This is a genomic window from Plebeiibacterium sediminum (assembly GCF_026013605.1).
GTDB lineage: Bacteria > Bacteroidota > Bacteroidia > Bacteroidales > Marinilabiliaceae > Saccharicrinis > Saccharicrinis sediminus.
Genome location: NZ_JAPDPJ010000020.1, coordinates 22584 through 40899, shown reverse-complemented (window position 1 = coordinate 40899; position 18316 = coordinate 22584). Strand labels below are relative to the sequence as shown.

General features: G+C 32.8%; 11 protein-coding genes. 9 read left to right on the top strand and 2 right to left on the bottom strand.

The window, feature by feature from the left end:
- Positions 1-79: 79 nt before the first annotated feature.
- The gene (locus OM075_RS10345; RefSeq protein WP_301190432.1) at positions 80-2131 is read right to left on the bottom strand and encodes a methyl-accepting chemotaxis protein; all 2052 of its coding nucleotides are present in this window, start codon (positions 2129-2131) and stop codon (positions 80-82) included.
- Positions 2132-3143: 1012 nt separating this feature from the next.
- Here OM075_RS10345 and OM075_RS10340 point away from each other — a divergent pair.
- Both OM075_RS10340 and OM075_RS10335 read left to right on the top strand, forming a co-directional pair.
- Positions 3144-3716, top strand: coding sequence for a hypothetical protein (locus OM075_RS10340; protein WP_301190431.1), 573 nt, complete (start codon positions 3144-3146; stop codon positions 3714-3716).
- Positions 3717-3925: 209 nt separating this feature from the next.
- Complete coding sequence (locus tag OM075_RS10335) at positions 3926-4711, top strand: hypothetical protein (RefSeq protein ID WP_301190430.1); 786 nt, start codon at positions 3926-3928, stop codon at positions 4709-4711.
- A 615-nt stretch (positions 4712-5326) separates the two neighbouring features.
- Here the strand turns inward: OM075_RS10335 and OM075_RS10330 are convergent.
- Positions 5327-6055, bottom strand: a complete 729-nt coding sequence (locus OM075_RS10330) for a hypothetical protein (RefSeq protein WP_301190429.1) — start codon at positions 6053-6055, stop codon at positions 5327-5329.
- An 887-nt stretch (positions 6056-6942) separates the two neighbouring features.
- Here OM075_RS10330 and recD point away from each other — a divergent pair.
- The 7 genes from recD (at position 6943) to OM075_RS10295 (ending at position 18294) form a co-directional block, all read left to right on the top strand.
- Entirely contained in the window at positions 6943-8769 is a 1827-nt protein-coding gene (gene recD / locus OM075_RS10325) for an exodeoxyribonuclease V subunit alpha (RefSeq protein ID WP_301190428.1), read from the top strand.
- An 895-nt stretch (positions 8770-9664) separates the two neighbouring features.
- Positions 9665-12835, top strand: a complete 3171-nt coding sequence (locus OM075_RS10320; protein WP_301190427.1) for an exodeoxyribonuclease V subunit gamma — start codon at positions 9665-9667, stop codon at positions 12833-12835.
- Positions 12836-16138 carry a UvrD-helicase domain-containing protein gene (locus OM075_RS10315; RefSeq protein ID WP_301190426.1) on the top strand — a complete coding sequence of 1101 codons (3303 nt, stop codon included), beginning with the start codon at positions 12836-12838 and terminating at the stop codon, positions 16136-16138.
- Between the two features lie 34 nt (positions 16139-16172).
- Positions 16173-16625 carry a 5' nucleotidase, NT5C type gene (locus tag OM075_RS10310; RefSeq protein WP_301190425.1) on the top strand — a complete coding sequence of 151 codons (453 nt, stop codon included), beginning with the start codon at positions 16173-16175 and terminating at the stop codon, positions 16623-16625.
- Between the two features lie 24 nt (positions 16626-16649).
- Positions 16650-16922 carry an ATP-dependent Clp protease adaptor ClpS gene (locus OM075_RS10305; protein WP_301190424.1) on the top strand — a complete coding sequence of 91 codons (273 nt, stop codon included), beginning with the start codon at positions 16650-16652 and terminating at the stop codon, positions 16920-16922.
- Positions 16923-17025: 103 nt separating this feature from the next.
- Positions 17026-17313 carry a hypothetical protein gene (locus OM075_RS10300; protein ID WP_301190423.1) on the top strand — a complete coding sequence of 96 codons (288 nt, stop codon included), beginning with the start codon at positions 17026-17028 and terminating at the stop codon, positions 17311-17313.
- A 9-nt stretch (positions 17314-17322) separates the two neighbouring features.
- A complete protein-coding gene (locus OM075_RS10295; RefSeq protein ID WP_301190422.1) occupies positions 17323-18294 on the top strand; it encodes a nuclease-related domain-containing protein in 972 nt (323 codons plus the stop codon).
- Positions 18295-18316 lie beyond the last annotated feature (22 nt).

The following is an 18316-nucleotide window of genomic DNA, read 5'->3' as shown; positions in this document are numbered from 1 at the left end:
ATTATAAAATAAAACCACCTTATTCCAATTGTAAATAATAATGGAATAAGGTGGTTTTGTTTATTTTGTCATATTCTATTTAGAATGATTGGTATTCCTCATTCTCAAAATATTCTTTTTTAGTCGGTATATCAATATCCAGTTTTAATTCAGTACCTTTTCTTTCTACTTTCTTTTCCTCAGCTTGAATTGGTTTCTTAACAGATTTTTGCTTTATAACAGCAGTTTTATCAACTTTAAAAAAAGAAATAAGATCTTTTAATTTTTCTGCCTGAGCAGATAATTCTTCAGAGCTTGAAGCCAGTTCCTCACTAGCTGCTGCATTTTGTTGCGTTACATAATTCAGTTGTTGAACCGAACTATTGATTTGTGTAGCTCCGGTATCTTGCTCCTGACTTGCAGCTGTAATCTCTTTAATTAAATTGGTCGATTGCTCTATTTGCGGTAACAACGATTTCATTTTATCACCTGTTAAAATTGCTGTTTTAACACCATTATCTACATTTTTTATAATGTCTTCCGATGCAATTTTACTTCTTTCAGCCAGCTTACGTACTTCGGCAGCAACCACAGCAAAACCTCTTCCGTGTTCGCCTGAATTAGCTGCTTCAACTGCCGCATTTAAGGCCAAAATATTGGTCTGTTTTGCAATCTCCCCAATAATTTTTGTTTTTTCAGCAATAATTTTGTTAGCCTGAATCGTTTGTTCTGTATCAAAATTTAATTCATCAATACCCTTACCTGTATTAGTACAAATTGATTCGTTAATTAAAGCATTATGAGTGTTTTGTGAAATATTGGAAGCAATTTCTTCTATACTACTTGAAATCTCTTCAACAGAAGCTGCTTGTTCACTGGCATGCTGACTTAATTCCTGAGATGCATTGCTTAATTGTTCGCTGGCATTAGCTATGTTATTCGAACCATTTATTACTTCAGTAATAATCTCTTTTAATTTCTCCGACATACTTTTTAACGACGAAGCTGTTTGTCCTATTTCATCTTTGCTATTGATATTTACATCAACATCTAATTCGCCTTGTGCAATTTTAGACGAAACTTCAGCAATTTTGTTGATACCAAATAATACTGGTTGTAGTAAAAAGTAGATGCCAATAAAAGCTAATATTAAACTGATGATAATACCAACAATGATAATTTTATTCAGTACCATTAAGCTTTCATACATATCCTTTTCATATATGGATACAACTACGTAGCTGTCGTAAGGCTCATAATATTGAAAGTATTGTTGTTTCCACTCACCATTTTTATTATCAGGCCATTGGTATCTAGATTGACCTACTATATTTTTAGGTGCATTTACCATTTGTTTATAGAAAATATCTTTAGATGTGTTTTGTCCTTCTGCATTAGGATGAATTAAAATATTACCATTTGACTCCACCAGGATAGGATAGCCCTCAGAAAAGTAGGTGCGCGAAGAAAACTGATGTTTTAAATAATCATAATCTTTTTCCTTAATACCCACATATAAAATAGCTTTAATTTCACCGTTAATTTTAATGGGTTCGTATGCTGTTAAATACCAATCATCAACAACAAATGCCCTACCGTAATAGGTTTTGTTTTGCTCAATGGTTTTAATTACTTCCGAAGAGTTAGGTATATAGGTGTCAACAGCTCTTTTTCCATCTTTATTTAAAACATTAGTGGCTATGCGGGCATAACCATCTTTTATCTTCTGAAAAATTGTAATTGACTCTACCGATTGTGATTTTATATGATCTACAAGCTGGTTGTTATGATAGATGGCTTCACCGTTAAACAATAGTGTAGATAAAGAATAATTACTCGATTTATCGTTATCCTGATTGCTTATGGATGTATTGATTTTTTCTTTTGATTCTGTTATACCACCAGAATTATAGAGTGTATTATGTGCAATTTTAAGTGAAAGATTAATAACTGATTGCTGACCATCAACATGGGTGTTTAGTATATCCACCAAATCATGCAAGTGTGTAGTCATTTGTTTATCAGCATTGTGTACAATACTTTTTTTAAGATAGCTTGTAATTACAATGGCCAATACTGTAAATACAAGTAGTAATAATACCGCAAATGTTGTATTAATACGAGTTTTAAGCTTGATGTCTGTAAATTTCATTCGGAAAATTTTAAAACATTGTAAATGGGAATTTCAAAAACTTATTTGGATACACTGTTTTTTGTAGATTTAATTTTCACGCGGCGAAGATAATATGATTTTTTGTGAACATATGACCTGAATTACTGTTGCCAGTACCAATATTACTTATTTGTTAAGTTAATGTGTTGTGATATAATATTATGGCTTTGGGAAAACATTAATGTTTATAAAAGTTAAATATTTCTGAAATGTAAAATTGGGGATATGAAATGGCTTTTATTAGTGGATTTATTAAAGGAAAACAGAACTGTCCTAATTATTTTTGTTAACTGGCGTTTCACCCAGACCCGACTTCATTTCTTGTTTTGATACAAGAAAAGAAGCAAAGAAAATCAAGGCTGCACCCACTTCTCTCAAAAAACTACGGTTATTAGACTGAAATCGTTTAAACTCACTGCGTTCAAACAAAAACGATTTTTAACCGTCAAACTAACCTTGTTTTTTGGTTCACTGGCTGAGGCCAATGTAGAACCTGCTAAAGAGTTGAAATCTCTTTTTTATTTAGGACAGATATGAAAAGAAAATAATATACAAGTAGTTAAAATTTGAATATTTCTGAACTTGAAAAGTCAGTAGGACATATTTTGGCATCTTATCAAAGTACCTTTGTTATTGATCTATGAAACATGAAGCAAATTATAGAAAAACCAATCTGCTGATCATTAAAAGTTATGGTTCAGTTTTGGATTTGTTAGATAATATGTTGTAAATAATGCCAAACCTTGATTCACTTTAATAATGCGAATCTAGAATTGAAATAAAGCATAACACGGAGACTCAATTATACACTAAATATTGTACTAAAATGAATAAAAGAAGTTTTTAAACACTAATAATACGGAATTACAAACAGTACACAGAGGTAAATCCTTTGGGATTTAATGAAATAGATTAAAAAAATAATTAAAACTCGGTGTCTCAGTGCCTCGGTGTTCATTTTTAACTTTAGATTGAAATAATTATTATTACTATGCAAAAACCAATATATCTTTTAAAAGGAACGTTTTACCGTAATACAGATGACCACACAGATTTAGTAGAGGTCTATGAAGAATTCAGTGATGAAAATATAATTGAAGCCAGAAATAGGGCTTTTAGTATGTATCAAAGCTACATTGAAGTATTATTACAGAGTAAAGACTTGTACTACCAATCACACCAACAGGCAGAGCAACAACTAAATTCGTATGTTGATTCAGGCAAGAAAAGTTTTGCTTTAAATAATCCTGCATTGGAGATGGACGATGATTTTGACAAAGGCTTATTTCTTTACTTTATTCCAAATCCGGATCATAAAACTTATACCAGGGAAAATGAACCTTATTATCCTGAAAAATATTGCATACATTTAATAGATAATAACAAGACAGATTTAAGAAAACATATACTAAAATCTCTTATTTTTGAATACAATTATTACGTTAATTCCAATTTTTCTACAGGAGATCAGGAGTGTTTTGCATATACAGAAGATAAGTCAGGAGATATGAAGAAAATAGCTATATTGAATACTCCAATTACTGATCTTTTTGAGATTTTATAAATTTACATGCAATGGATTAAAACTGTGCATTGCTAAAGTTTTTATGACTTAAATTTATTTTAGAAGAAAAAATATACCACCTTTTTCTTATGCAGGCTCTTCATCTATGATACAACAGGAACTCACATTTCATGGAGTTAATCAGGTGCAGGTTTTATTGCCCAAAGGGACATTGGATAGGGAGAGGTACAACTAAAAAATGTAATTAAATGAAAAAAGAAGAATTTAAAAAATGGTTGGAATATAAATATCCAGATTCACCAACAACTGTAGGAAATCGAATTTCAAACTGTTTAAATGTTGAGAAATTCTATAACGACTTGGACATTCATATAAAAAAGGATAATTGTAAAACGATTATAGAAGAACTTACTTATACAACAGAAGACGAAAGATCTAATTCAATTCCAAAACACCCAGTCGTAATAAATGGGAATCTACGAACTGGTTCAGCAACATTAAAACAAGCTGTAAGGTTGTACGTCGATTTTTATAGTGATTATATAAATACTAATTCGCTAGATACTAATAATAAATCAGATGTTCCCAAAGACAATAATATACTATCTGATGTATACAATAAAGTAATAAACTTTAATTATGATATAAAAAAGCATGCTGATGTTAATGTACTTCAATTAGAGGTTATTGAATATTTAAAAAGTTTATTACCAATGTATGAATGGGATATTGAATGTCATATTTCAGATAAATATAAAGATAGGGTTGATATAATGGGTGTTTCTAAAACATCAGATTACATTGTTGTTATAGAACTAGATGCTCATAGGGCTGATCAAATTGCCAAAAAGTTTGTTTCAAGAATGGCGCTTTTGATGGAACGAAAAGTGGTATACATTGCTTTGTGTTATCCCGGAACAGATAATATGCCAAAGCCAGAAGCTCAAAAATATTTTAATTATTGTACACAAATAGCTAAACAACTTTCTACAGGAGCTGCAGAAAAGCATTTTGAAGGAATATTGTTACAGTAATATTTTGAAAGAATAGTTTTTTTTAAATGTCATAGATGAATAATATTTTTATTTTTTCATCTATGATTTTTTCATCTAATTTACTTCCCTCTTCATCCTTTCATTTTCCCTTAATAGCTAGGTTTATTAGAGTACGTATTGCGTATTAAGTATAGTCAAAATTCAGGCTTAAGGTCTTAATCATCACAGCCCATGGCATCGCCATGGGAATATATGCAATATTTATACTCAGGCTAAAAACCATAAAAAGTAAACAGATTAAGAAGATTTGAAAATTTTACAATTTTGTATTATTAGTTCAACAGATAATACCATTTGATCAATATTTATGATGGTTTTCTCAATGTAAAATGTAATTTTCTCAATATTTAAGCTATAAAGCTCACCAGGAAGCTTGATTTTCTCAGGTGTGAGCACGTATTTCTCAATATGGAATGTGGGTTTCTCAATAATTATTACCCTTGTCTCAAGGGGGAGCCTGTCCTTTCAGTCTGGAGTCCATCCTTTCAGGGGGAAGCCTGTCCTTTCGCGGGTTGCAGCGCTTTTTTCAATAAAAAACCTCATAAAAGAATCTATTTTTATGAGGTTTAATTTTATACTATAAAGGGTGTTGTGTTAGTTATTGTTACGATAGCTTTCATTCTTTCGTTTCATATATTGACTTCTATACCCCTTTATTCTGTTAGGATCTTTCCAGAATAGATACTTGCCACAGTTATTAATTTCATCCATGTTTTGTTTTAACAGGCTATATATTCTGTTTCTAATATCTAATGTTTCGCTGGATTCATATTTATCACCATTGGCCAGAGCTCTGATATCGGCCATTTTTGCCGATAACTCGGCTGCACTGCCTAATTTATCTTCAGCAAATCCAATTTTTTTCAATGGTTCAATGTTGTTTTGTCCCAAAACAGCCAGGTCATTTAAATCCTGAATCATATCAGGTATATCATCACCTTCGGCAATGGCGGCAACATTAGCTAATAAGGCTGGAGTATTACGGTATGCATAGCGGAATGCATGTAACAAATCATCTCTAAACTCAAATGCTTTGGGCGATTCATCAAGCCATTGTTGCTCTGCTTCCTCTCTGCTTTTCTTTTCTTCGTTCCATAAACTCTGTGCATGACGTAGAGCAGCTGCACAGATATTTAAATTTTCGAATACACTTTCTGTAATACCGGCGTTCATCAATTGATCTTTGTCTTTGGCGCTCCATACAAATAAGTCTTCAGCTTCCTGAATGTAGGTGCCAACCGGAATCAAAGGCTTTTTAATTTGATCTTGAGTTAAGCTTTTTGCTGCTTCGAGCATTTGGTCATAAGATTCTTTATTTCCCATGATGTTAAATTTATTTAGTTAATAAATTAACCTTATGACTATTACTTTTTAATGAAGAAAAGTACTCATAGTGTAGCATTATAGCCACAAGGTTATTGATTTTTAAAGATTGTTTTGGCTAATTATTTTGCAACAATTAACCGTCAACAGGATTATAAACGAGAGGATTATGAGAATATTGTATGTGGTATTAAAAGTTTTTGTACAATGAAAATATTAAGTAGTTCAATAAGGTTTCTCTAAAAGTATTTTTTCGCAATATGACAGGTATGTCTGACATATTTTGACTTATGTGTATGTTTTATTTGTAGTAACCATTAATCAACATAGAATCAAGTTTAGGAAATAGAAAACTTAGTATACGTCTCTATTTTAATCTATGCAGATACGCTATTTATCATTGTAAATAATTACTTGGCCTATTTAGATTAATTATGCAATATAAATACGAAACCTTTGAAAAATTATGAAGTATATTCGGATTGTTTGTTTTGAATAACGCAAGAATTAATAGATACTTTACCAATTATTAGTACAAAAAATAGTAATAATGAAGATTACAAAATTAGTTGACCTAATGCATCAATTTAATGTGGGAGTTCAAGTAAAGACTGTTTATGAAGTGAAAGAGCTAGATAATAACTTCTTTGAAGAAGATTAATTAATACAAGTTAGGACTAATCGCTGGGAAATAACGAAAGGATTGGAAGTTAACACGAAGCAAATAATCATGTAGAGAGTGTATTGTAGATTTGAATTTAAAGAGAATGATGATTAATAAAACATATTAACCAAGTACTAATAATGGATTAAGTAAATTATAAATGTCAGGAAGATCATCAATCCTTACAAATCATCACATAAACGATGAGAAAAATTTAACCTAAATGTCACAAAATATAGATATTCATAAAGAATTTGCCAGGTTCTTTAATGATGAAAAATTACAACAAGCCGCTTATGTTGTTTCGCAAAAACTTGCAGAGGGGCATACCTGTGTAGATGTTGATCAATACAATAAACAGGTTGAAGAAACTGGGCAGGAACGCAATGAGTTTACGCAAACCATTGATAAAAAAGTATTACATAATAGTGACTTAGTAGCTTGCGATGATAGCAATATTCAACCCTTTGTGTTGTATAATGATAAATTGTACTTGCACCGCTATTTCAGTTACGAAACCGAGATTATTGATTCCATAAAGCGACTAATCGGGCAAGGTACAAAAGAAAAAGAAAATCGAATAGCCTTATTAAATAAGCATAAAAACTTTATTCAGGAACTTTTTAATACGCATACCATCAATAAGGATTTGAGTATTGAAGAAAATACAAACTGGCAATTGGTAGCAGCATTAATCGCTTTGCTAAGTAATTTTTCCATTATAACCGGGGGACCGGGAACTGGTAAAACCACTACTGTTGCTAAGATATTGGCCGTGCTTTATACTTTAAATCCCAAATATAAAGTGGCGTTAGCAGCACCAACTGGTAAAGCTGCTGCCCGAATGAAAGAATCATTAAATAACGCCCGTAATTTTTTATCCATAAACGAGGATGTAAAAGAGAAGTTCGATACCATAGATGCAGCTACCATTCATCGATTACTAGGCTATGTTAAGGATTCACCATACTTCAGGCACAACAGCGATAATCCTTTAAACTTTGATGTATTAATAGTTGATGAGTCCAGTATGATTGGTTCTTCGTTAATGGCAAAACTTTTATCAGCAGTAAAACCAGAGTCGCGTATAATTTTGTTGGGAGATAAAGATCAGCTGGCCTCGGTTGAGGCAGGAAGTATATTGGGTGATATTTGTCTGACACAAAAACAATGCATGAACCATATTACAAAGGAAAATGCAGATTGGATCAATCAGTTTACTGAAGAAGAACAGGCAAAAATACATTCATCATTTGTACTAAAAGAGGGGACTGGCAATATTCTGCAGGAGCATATCGTTGAGTTAAAACGTAGCCACCGATTTAAAAGTACCGAAGGTATTGGTAAGTTTAGTAAAGCTGTTATTAATGGTGTGCTTAATGAAGAAATGATTACTGCTTCAGTTCCTGCAGATAGTGAATATGTGCAAGTCTGCAATAACTATAAATCAGATGAATTATATACTCTAATTGATCATTACAAGGCATACATTACAGAGCCGGATATCAAAAAGGCTTTACAAAAACTAAATAACGTCAGGTTTTTATGTGCTGTACGCCAGGGGGATTATGGTGTGAATCAATACAATCAACTTATAGAAGGCTATTTGAATAATAAAGGTTTGATTCAGGCCAGGAATCTGTTTTATGAGCATCAACCCATCATGATCACACAAAATGATTATAATTTAGGATTGTTTAATGGCGATATTGGTATTATTCGTAAAGATGAGAAAGGTAAATTAAAAGCATGGTTCGAAGATCCTGAATATGGAATCAAGAGTATACATACTGGCTATTTAAATGCTTATGATACGGTTTTTGCCATGACCATACATAAAAGTCAGGGTTCAGAATTTACACACGTTGGAATTGTATTACCCAACGATGATAATTCACCATTATTAACCCGCGAATTAATATATACCGGTATTACAAGGGCTAAAAAAAGTGCTGTTATCTTTTCTTCAACAGAAGTATTGATTAATGGTACGGAACGGATGGTTGAACGTGCTTCGGGGATAACGGATAGGTTGTTGCAAGGAGTATAGGGCTGAGAGCGAAGAGCGAAGAGCAGGGTGTTAAGGGCTTCGGGAACAGGTAGAAAGGAGAATGGAGAAAGGAACAAGATGATTAAGAGGTTTAAAAGGTACAAGATGCAATCTTGCACCAGCGCAAAAAAGTAAATATATAACAATAACGAAATAGTCTTTCAGTCTCGAGTGGTTCTTCCGGCATCAGCTGGTGAGCCAAAAAACAAGATGCTGTAGTCGGCAAAAGCGATGTTGTTTGAAGCCTTGAGGCACGAAAGGCAAGTTTCATCGCTTTCGACGTAAGCACCGTAGATTTTTTGAGCGATGCAGGTGCAGCCGGCGGCTCTTTTGCCTACTTTTCGAGCTGTAGCGAAAAGTAGGAGCCCAGCGGCTAGAGCGAAATAAGGGAAAAGGGAAAATGGAACAGGGAGAAAGGAACAAGAAATACGGTCATCAGGTCGATAGATCAATAGGTTTTTAAAGAGATTATTTAGAATAAATCAAATGTTTCAATCTCGAGTGGTTCTTCCGGCATCAGCTGGAGAGCCAAAAAACAAGATGCTGAAGTCGGTAAAAGCGATGTTGTTTGAAGTCTTGAGGTACGAAAGGCAAGTTTCATCGCTTTCGACGTAAGCACCGTAGTTTTTTGAGCGATGCAGGTGTGGCCGGCGGCTCTTTTGCCTACTTTTTGAGCTGTAGCAAAAAGTAGGAGCCCAGCGGCTTTAGCGAAGAAAGGAAAAAGGAAATAAGGTAGAAAGGTAAAAGGGTAAAAGGTTGTAGGGTTTAGAGCATAGAGTTAAAGGGTTATTGTATAGTTATTAATAAAATAAAGGTACAAGGTTGCATCTTGCATCAGCGTAAAGAAGCTAAAGGTTAACAACTAAGAAATTGAAATTAAAAATCGAATAACAAGGTGGCAGTTAAATACTATATATCAAATAAAATAGAAAAGCTAATAAACAAGCTTTCTATCAACATAAAGCATAAAACCGATGCTTTTAAACCCGAAACAATCATTACGCAAACTCCAGGAATGCAACAAATGATTACCAGTGAAATTGCAATTAAAACAGGAGTTTTTGCAAATTATAATTTCCTGAAACCGGATGATCTTATCAGTAGACTTTTTTCATTAGCAGACTTGCATCCGAATTATCAATTTTCAAGGCAACAGATGCAGTGGGCCATCTATAGCCTTTTGTCAGATGAGAATTTTATAACAGAATTTCCGCATATTGCATCATATTATAACGATGATCTTATTAAGCAGTCGCAATTAGCCTCAAAAATAGCTGACTTATTTGATCAGTATATGGTTTATCGACCGGATTATATTGAAAAGTGGAATTTAGGATCACATTCAGAGATTGAAGAAAGTAATGCAAGTGATAATTTTAAGCAGCATGAGCAATGGCAATCCTGGCTTTGGTTAAAGTTAAAAGAACAGCTTAAGGATAATTCAATTGATCAGGTTGAATTAAAGAAACAGTTACTTAATAAGTTCAAAGACAACAATTTTGTTGAAAAGGTAAAATCTACCTATGAAAGAATATCAATTATTGCTCTTTCGGTACTTTCACCATTTCATAAGGAAATATTCGATCATTTAGCTGAAATTATATCGTTACATTATTACCTGATAGATCCGGCTCTCCAAAGCAATTGGTATTTATCAGATTCAGAAGAATTACATTGTAATGATATACTGGCAAGCTGTAAAACTACAGGTCAGCATTTATTCTCAATGTTATTTGAAGATAAAAGCGTAGATGTACAAAAACTTGTAGATCAGAAGGCCAAAGGAAAAACACTTCTTGAAATAATCCAACAGGATATTTGCCATAATCATCACGAAGGAATAAAAAGTATTGCTTTTGATAGTAAAGACACATCATTACAAATAGCTTCATCGTATACACCTGTTCGGGAGGTAGAATCATTATATAATTACCTTTTAAAAACCATACAGGACAATTCTGATCTACAATTAAAAGATATCGTGGTTTTATTAGCCGAGCCTGAGAAATATGCTCCATATATAAAAGCTGTATTTAATAATGGTCCTGTAAAGCTACCCTATCGAATAAGTGAACAGGCTTTTTCAGAAGGGGATACACTTTTGATTGCTCTGGAAGAATTCCTTTCCTTGCGACAAAATCAGTTTAGTACCGAAGCTGTATTTCAGTTGCTAGAATCGAAATATATACGTGCTAAGTTTGATATCGAAGACATAGAAAGTCTTACTTCCCTGGTACAACAAGCCAATATTCGCTTTGGACAAAATGGAAGAAAAAATGATGATACATATCTGATGAGTTGGCAGCACGGTTTGTCAAAATTAATATTGAGTTACGCCATAAAAGGCGACATGGCTTATGTTCTGGATGATGAAACCTATTATTTGCCCAATAATGTTGAAGGAAATTCTGCTTACGATTTGTTTAGGTTAAAGGCGTTTGTTGATACAGTTTTTAGTATACATGAAAGATTGCATTTACCACGAACTTTAATTGAGTGGAAGAAGTTTTTGACGAAAGATGTAATCAATGTCTTGTTTGAAATTAATGACTCCTGTAAAGAAGAATATACTCAGATATCAAAATCGCTTGAAAGCATTGATTTTATTAAAGATGATTTTAAAGATAAAATTCCTTTCTCTGTTTTTCGAAAAACATATATAAGCGAGTTGTCAAATGAAATTAAAAAACCGAGTTATATAGGTGGAGGGATTACTTTTTGCCCTATACTTCCTGTCCGTTCCATACCCTATAAGATTATTGCTATGTTAGGTATGAATGGAGATATATTCCCTAGGAAGCAAGCGGTATTAGGTTTTGATTTGATGAGTTTTGAAGAATGTATTGGAGATAGAAATGTACGAAATAACGATAAATACCTGTTTCTGGAAACACTACTGGCTGCCAGAAAACAACTGTACCTGAGTTATATCGGAAAGAGTGCACAGGATAATTCTGAGTTACCACCATCTTTACTTGTGGAGGAATTAATGGATTATCTTAAGTTGGGATTAACAGAGGAAAGCATTAATAAGCATATCATTTATAATCATCCTTTACACAGCTTTAGTGATAAATATTATAGCCAAGATTCAAAGTTCTATACTTACCTGGGAGGAGAAGCAAATAATGAAATCAAGAGGCATGATACATCTTTTACTCCGGATACAGATTTTGATTTAATAAACCTTGATAGCTTAATTCAGTTCTTTAAAGAGCCGTTTAAATGGTTTTACAATAAAACCCTAAGTATCTATTATAACGATGACGATCATTCTTTTAGTGAAACAGAACCCTTTGAACTGGATAAACTTCAGGAGTGGAAATTGAAATTCGATTTGGTTACTCTCGATGAAGAACGGATACAGGAGTATTTGCATCGAGGAAAGAGTTATAGCCTGTTACCCTTAGGGAATATGGCTAACTTAGAATTGGATAAACAACAAATTGAAATTGAAGAAGTACGAGATTTGTATAGAGAACTTACATCAAATAAAGAGCAATCTACATTTTATCATGAAATTGAATTTAATGGGCTAACGTTACGGGGAAGTATTTTTAATCTATTTGGTACTGATCATGTAGTTTTTAATGCTTCAAAAAGTAATAGTCAAGCTAAATATATCATCGATGCCTGGTTGAAACATCTGTTTTTAACAGCATCAGATAAAGCCATAACCACTCATTACTTATCGAGTGAACTGACTTTTAAAATACCTGAAACTTTAATTGATGGAGCAGGAGCAAGGCATCTTCTTAGGCAATTGATTGGATATTTCAGGTTAGGGCATACGGAAATTATTCCTTTTACACCAAAGGCAGGTAAAGAATTAGCGCAGGGGATTTATAATAATCCGGATAAAAAGGAAGACTTGATTACAAAAGCAATTAACGATATTAAAAAAGAAGGTGAGATACCATATGGTCAATCATTTTGCGATTTGTATATCGCAAAAGAAATAGAGCAGGGGTATTTTAATGATGCTGATATGATTAGTTCAGACACATTACTTATTATTTCTGATCTGTTATTTAAACCTCTTTTTCAATCACAAATTCTACAATAAATGGCATCTAAAATATTACTACCATTCAACAGTCTGACTGTTCCTTTGCAAAATACCAATCTTATCGAAGCAAGTGCAGGTACAGGAAAAACATACTCCATTGCAATATTGGTTTTGCGATTAATCGTAGAGCGAAATATAGAGCTAAAGGAGGTGTTAATGGTAACTTTTACCAAAGCTGCTGTTGCTGAATTAGAAACTCGTATTCGCAGGTTTGTTCGTGATGGTTATAATCATATTATCGGTCAACCAGCCTCAGATTCTAATATTCAGGAAGTAGTTGAGGCTGCAGTAAATACATTTGGAAAAGACGAGGTTTTAGTGCGTTTAAAAAGAGCCAGACAACAATTGGATGAGACTTCTATTTTTACCATACACGGATTTTGCCAGATATCGCTTAGTGAATTTGCATTTGAAACCGGACAACTATTCGATAGTGATGTGATTGAGGATGAAACTGCTATTATTGAAAAAGTGGTGAACGAATATTGGCGTAAAGAAATAACTACTATAGAGGTTTCTTTATTACAACTGTTGAAAGATAATGGACTTAGCAGAACCGAAATTATAGATGTAGTTAAAAAGGCACTTTCCGGAAAGAAATTTGTTTGTAAGGATCACTTTGATTATAACAAAGGACTGGATAAAGTAAGACAAAGTGAAGAAAGGGTTAAGCAAAATATACAAGAGTTTAATTATCGGTTTGAGAATAATGGCGAAAAAGAAAATGTAAAGACTAATGGCAATGCCAGGAAATCTTTTGGTAATCTGCTTCATGATGCAGATGGATTCAGGGGAGTATTAATTTCTAAACAAGAGAAGGATTATGTTGGTAGATTATTTGGTAATTTACTGGAATCTGCTCTTTTTTGTGAGTCCACCCAATTGGAGCTAGAAGAGGCTATAAAAGAAATTAAATATTACCATTACAATAATGCAATCATCAATACAGAAGGTGAAATAAAACGGATAAAGAAGGAATTGACTCAATTTTCGTTTGATGATTTAATCACCAATATGCATTCTGCTATAAATTCAGAAACAAGCGAACAGTTAATTACAAATCTTCAAAACAAATATAAAGCTGCATTTATTGATGAATTTCAGGATACAGATAAATACCAGTACGAAATTTTTAACACCATCTTCAATGACTCAATAGTCTTTTATATAGGTGATCCCAAGCAGAGTATTTATCGTTTTAGAGGCGCTGATATTGAAACTTATTTAAAAGCAGCAGATCAGGTAAAAGCTGCTTACACGATGAAGCATAACTTTCGTTCTACTCCAAATCTTATAAAAGCTTTAAACTGTTTTTTTACTAATTTAAATGATCCATTTTTTGATACAAGGATAAAATACGAGGAAGTAGAAAATGGACTAAACCTAAAGGAATTGACTTTTGAAGGGTCTTCGTGTTCTCCACTAATTTTACATTCAGAAGGTTCAAAGTCAAAAATTGCGCAACAAACCAGTTATAAAGTGTTGGAACTATTAACTCAGGATTATAAGATTAAAGATCGTTCTGTAAAACCTTCTGATGTTGGTATTTTGGTAAGATCTAAGTCAGAAGGTAATGCTATAAAAGAAGCATTGACTGGGTTAAATATTCCAGCTATTACTATAGATGATACAACCATCTGGAATACAAAAGAAGCTGAAATGATCAAATACGTATTAACAGCTATTGTAGATCCTAATAAACCAAACATTAACAGGGCAATGCTTAATTGTTTGACATCTAAAACAAAAGAAGAACTTATAAATCCTAATAATAATACTGATCTTGAAAATTTCAGGGAGTTGAATAATACTCTTGGAGAAAATGGAGTATATACTTCCCTCAAGCAGTTTATGGAAATGTACAATGTGAGTGAGTATGTTTTTAATAGCAATCCGGATAATGGGGAACGTATCATAAGTAATCTGCTTCAGGTAAGTGAAGTTTTACATAAAAAAGAAGTCCAGTCCGAACTTTCGTCATCTGAGTTATTAATATGGTTTGGTAAGAGTATAGCCGATAATTCTAATGATAAGTCAGACGATTATACACTTCGCCTTGAAAGCGATGAAGATGCAGTACAGATTGTAACTATTCATAAAAGTAAAGGACTGGCATACAATATTGTTATAGCTCCTCATTTGGATTTGCATGCAGAACCCAAGTATTCTCCCCTTGAATATAAAAATCCGGATAGTGATAAATATTGCTTTTCGTATTATAAAACAAATGAGGAGAAAAACTGGTGCGGATTGCAGACAGAACAGGAAAACAGAAGACTTATATATGTAGCTTTAACAAGAGCTGTTTATCAATGTATTATTTTTCAGAATACAAGCAGTAAAGGGGGAAATGGCAGTATTAAAAAGTTTATTGAAGCTGCATCAGCCAATGAATTTATTGCGTTAGGAAATAGTCTGTCAGAGCCAACTGATAAATACAGTCGAAAAAAGGATGATATTCGAAAAGTACCTGAGGTTTTTGACTGTAAAATCAATAACAACTGGCAGATTTCCAGTTTTAGTAATTTAAGCGATAAGCATGCTTTTATTACTGGAGGTGAGAAAAATATAATGGATGAATATAGCCAGTTTGTTTTTGAAGATATGCCACGAGGTTCAATCCTTGGGAATTTTTTACATCAAATTTTTGAATATGCCGATTTTCAGGTTACCAATCATAAAGAAGTAATTGTAAAAGCTGACAGACTATATCCGATCATAAAAAATAAGAATAAAAAAGATTATGAATATTTAATTAATCATACATTAAATGCAAAGTTGGGTAATGACTTGAATTTCAAACTTTCAGATATTGGAAATAAAAGTAAATTGAATGAGCTGGAATTTTACTTTAGTACCCAGGATTTTAATATGCAGGAACTAACAAAGCTAGTTCCGGATTTTAAATCAGACAAATATTCTACAATAGATGGTTTAATGCATGGTTTTATCGATTTAGTATTCAGGCATAATGGTAAATATTATATTCTCGATTGGAAATCAAATTACCTGGGTAGTTCATTGAGTGATTATACATCAGATAAATTAGATCAGGCTATAAGTGCCAATAATTACCATTTGCAATACTTGATTTATACGGTGGCTTTAAAACGTTATCTAGAACAGCAAATATCAGATTTTAATTATGATGAGCACTTTGGAGGAGTGATATACATGTTCTTAAGAGGTTGTAGAGCCGGACAGGATACCGGAGTGTTTTTTGATAAACCAGAACTAAATTTAATTGAAAAAATGGACGCTGTTTTTGGAAAACTACCTGTGCGTCATGATTTGGCGTAAGCAGTTATTATCTTTGTTTTAAAATACAATACCAATGGAACACAAGAAAATTCTTTATATAGATATGGATAATGTACTGGTTGATTTTCCTTCAGGAATAAACCGTATTTCAAAAGATATTCAAGAACAATATGAAGGTAGATTAGATGAAGTACCTGGAATTTTTTCTTTAATGGATCCAATGCCAGGTGCTGTTGAAGCTTTTAATAAACTATCCGAAGTATATGATACCTATATTCTTTCTACTGCCCCTTGGGAAAATCCAAGTGCCTGGAGCGATAAACTGTTATGGGTAAAGAAATATTTAGGCAAGCCGGCTTATAAGCGACTCATTTTGTCACACAATAAAAATCTGAATAAAGGACATTATTTGATTGATGACAGAACTAAAAACGGAGCAGGCGACTTTGAAGGAGAACATATTCATTACGGAACCGATATATTCCCAGATTGGGAAAGTGTATGCAAGTATTTATTATCCATCTAATAGAAAAAATAATAACCGAGAATAATGGCTGATACATTAACAAAGAAAAAAACAAAAGAGGAGTTGGATAAACTTTATAAATCCACTCTGATTTTATGGAATGATGATTTTAATACATTTGATTTTGTTATTGAGTGTTTAATGAAATATTGCAAGCATACAATAGAGCAAGCCGAACAGTGTTCACTTATTGTGCATTATAAAGGTAAATGTGATGTGAAATCAGGTTCAGAAAAAGAACTGTTACCGATAAAGAATATATTAATTGATTGTGGATTGTCTGTTACAATAGAATGATTTGCTAGCGTGAGTATGTAACTCATGTGCCAGCTCCAATATCGCAAGCTTGTTATTATGATTCAATGTTGTAAAATTTCTATCCCTTTAAAACCATACTATCATGACAGATAAATTTAAGAATGTACTTCTTGATGAGGATACTAAAATTATAAAGCAAAAAGAATGTAAAGTTGGCGACATTGATGTACTATATCAAAAGTGGATATGGGATGGCGTGTTAGGCGAGAGTATCATTTTTGCAGAAGAAGATGTAAGGGATTATAACGAACAGGAAATAAAACAATTGGTTCTGGATTCAGAATTTATTAATTCCAAAGATGTTAAGATGACCTTTAACAGAGGGGGAAAAGGTTTTGTTTTTGTTAATTTTGGTTTTGAATATTGTTAAAATAAAAACATGATATACCCTCCAAAATTTCCGAATAGTATAGATAACCCGGCAGAAGAAAATGTATTTAATGCTTTAGCAAAGCTGCCTCAAAATGATTTTGATATTTTCTACAGTAAATGTTTTAGTGGATCATCCGGCAATGAAAGTAGCGACTATGAAATAGATTTTTTACTCATTGATAAACGGAACAATTGTTTTAATGGCCTATTAATTATAGAAGTAAAGGGGGGAATTTTAAGTTATTCAGCTAAGGAAAACTGCTGGTTTCAGAATAAGCGCCGGATGGATCATGGACCTGATGATCAGGCAAAAAAGAATAAGTACAACTTATTAAAGCGTTATAAAAATATACTTAGAAATGTTCCTACAGACTGGGCTTTATGGTTTCCGGAGGGATTAAGTTCCACAGGTAGCTTTACTCCAACACATCTGGCACCATGGCAGGTAATGGACTATCAGGCTGTAGATGAGGTTGAGGATGTTATTGACAATATTTTTAGTAACATACAAGAACGTTATGCCTATCACGAAGGAGAACCAATAGAAACATATAAAAATAAATTAGAGAAGAGTCTGCTAAGAGGAATGGGTATTGTACAGCCTATGAATATTCTATTAAAGAAATATGAGGAAAAGTATATTTATCTGGAAAAAATGCAGAAAATGTTCTTTGAACAAATGTATCAGCAAAAGCGAATTGCTGTATCAGGAGGGGCTGGAACGGGAAAAACAATTATGGCAACAGCAGCAGCCATTGATTTTGCCAATGAAGGAAAAAACGTGTTATTACTATGTTATAATCGCATGTTGAGTGAAGCCTTAAAAAAAGCATGTGACCATGAAAATATAACTGCAATTACATTTCATTCCTTTGCGTATGATTTTATTACAAGTATTGAACCTGATTGGTTTGCGGATAAAAACACGAATGATCATTTCTTTAATATTGAAACCTTACCTAAAAATTTGTTAAGCTAATTGAGAATCATCTGGATACATT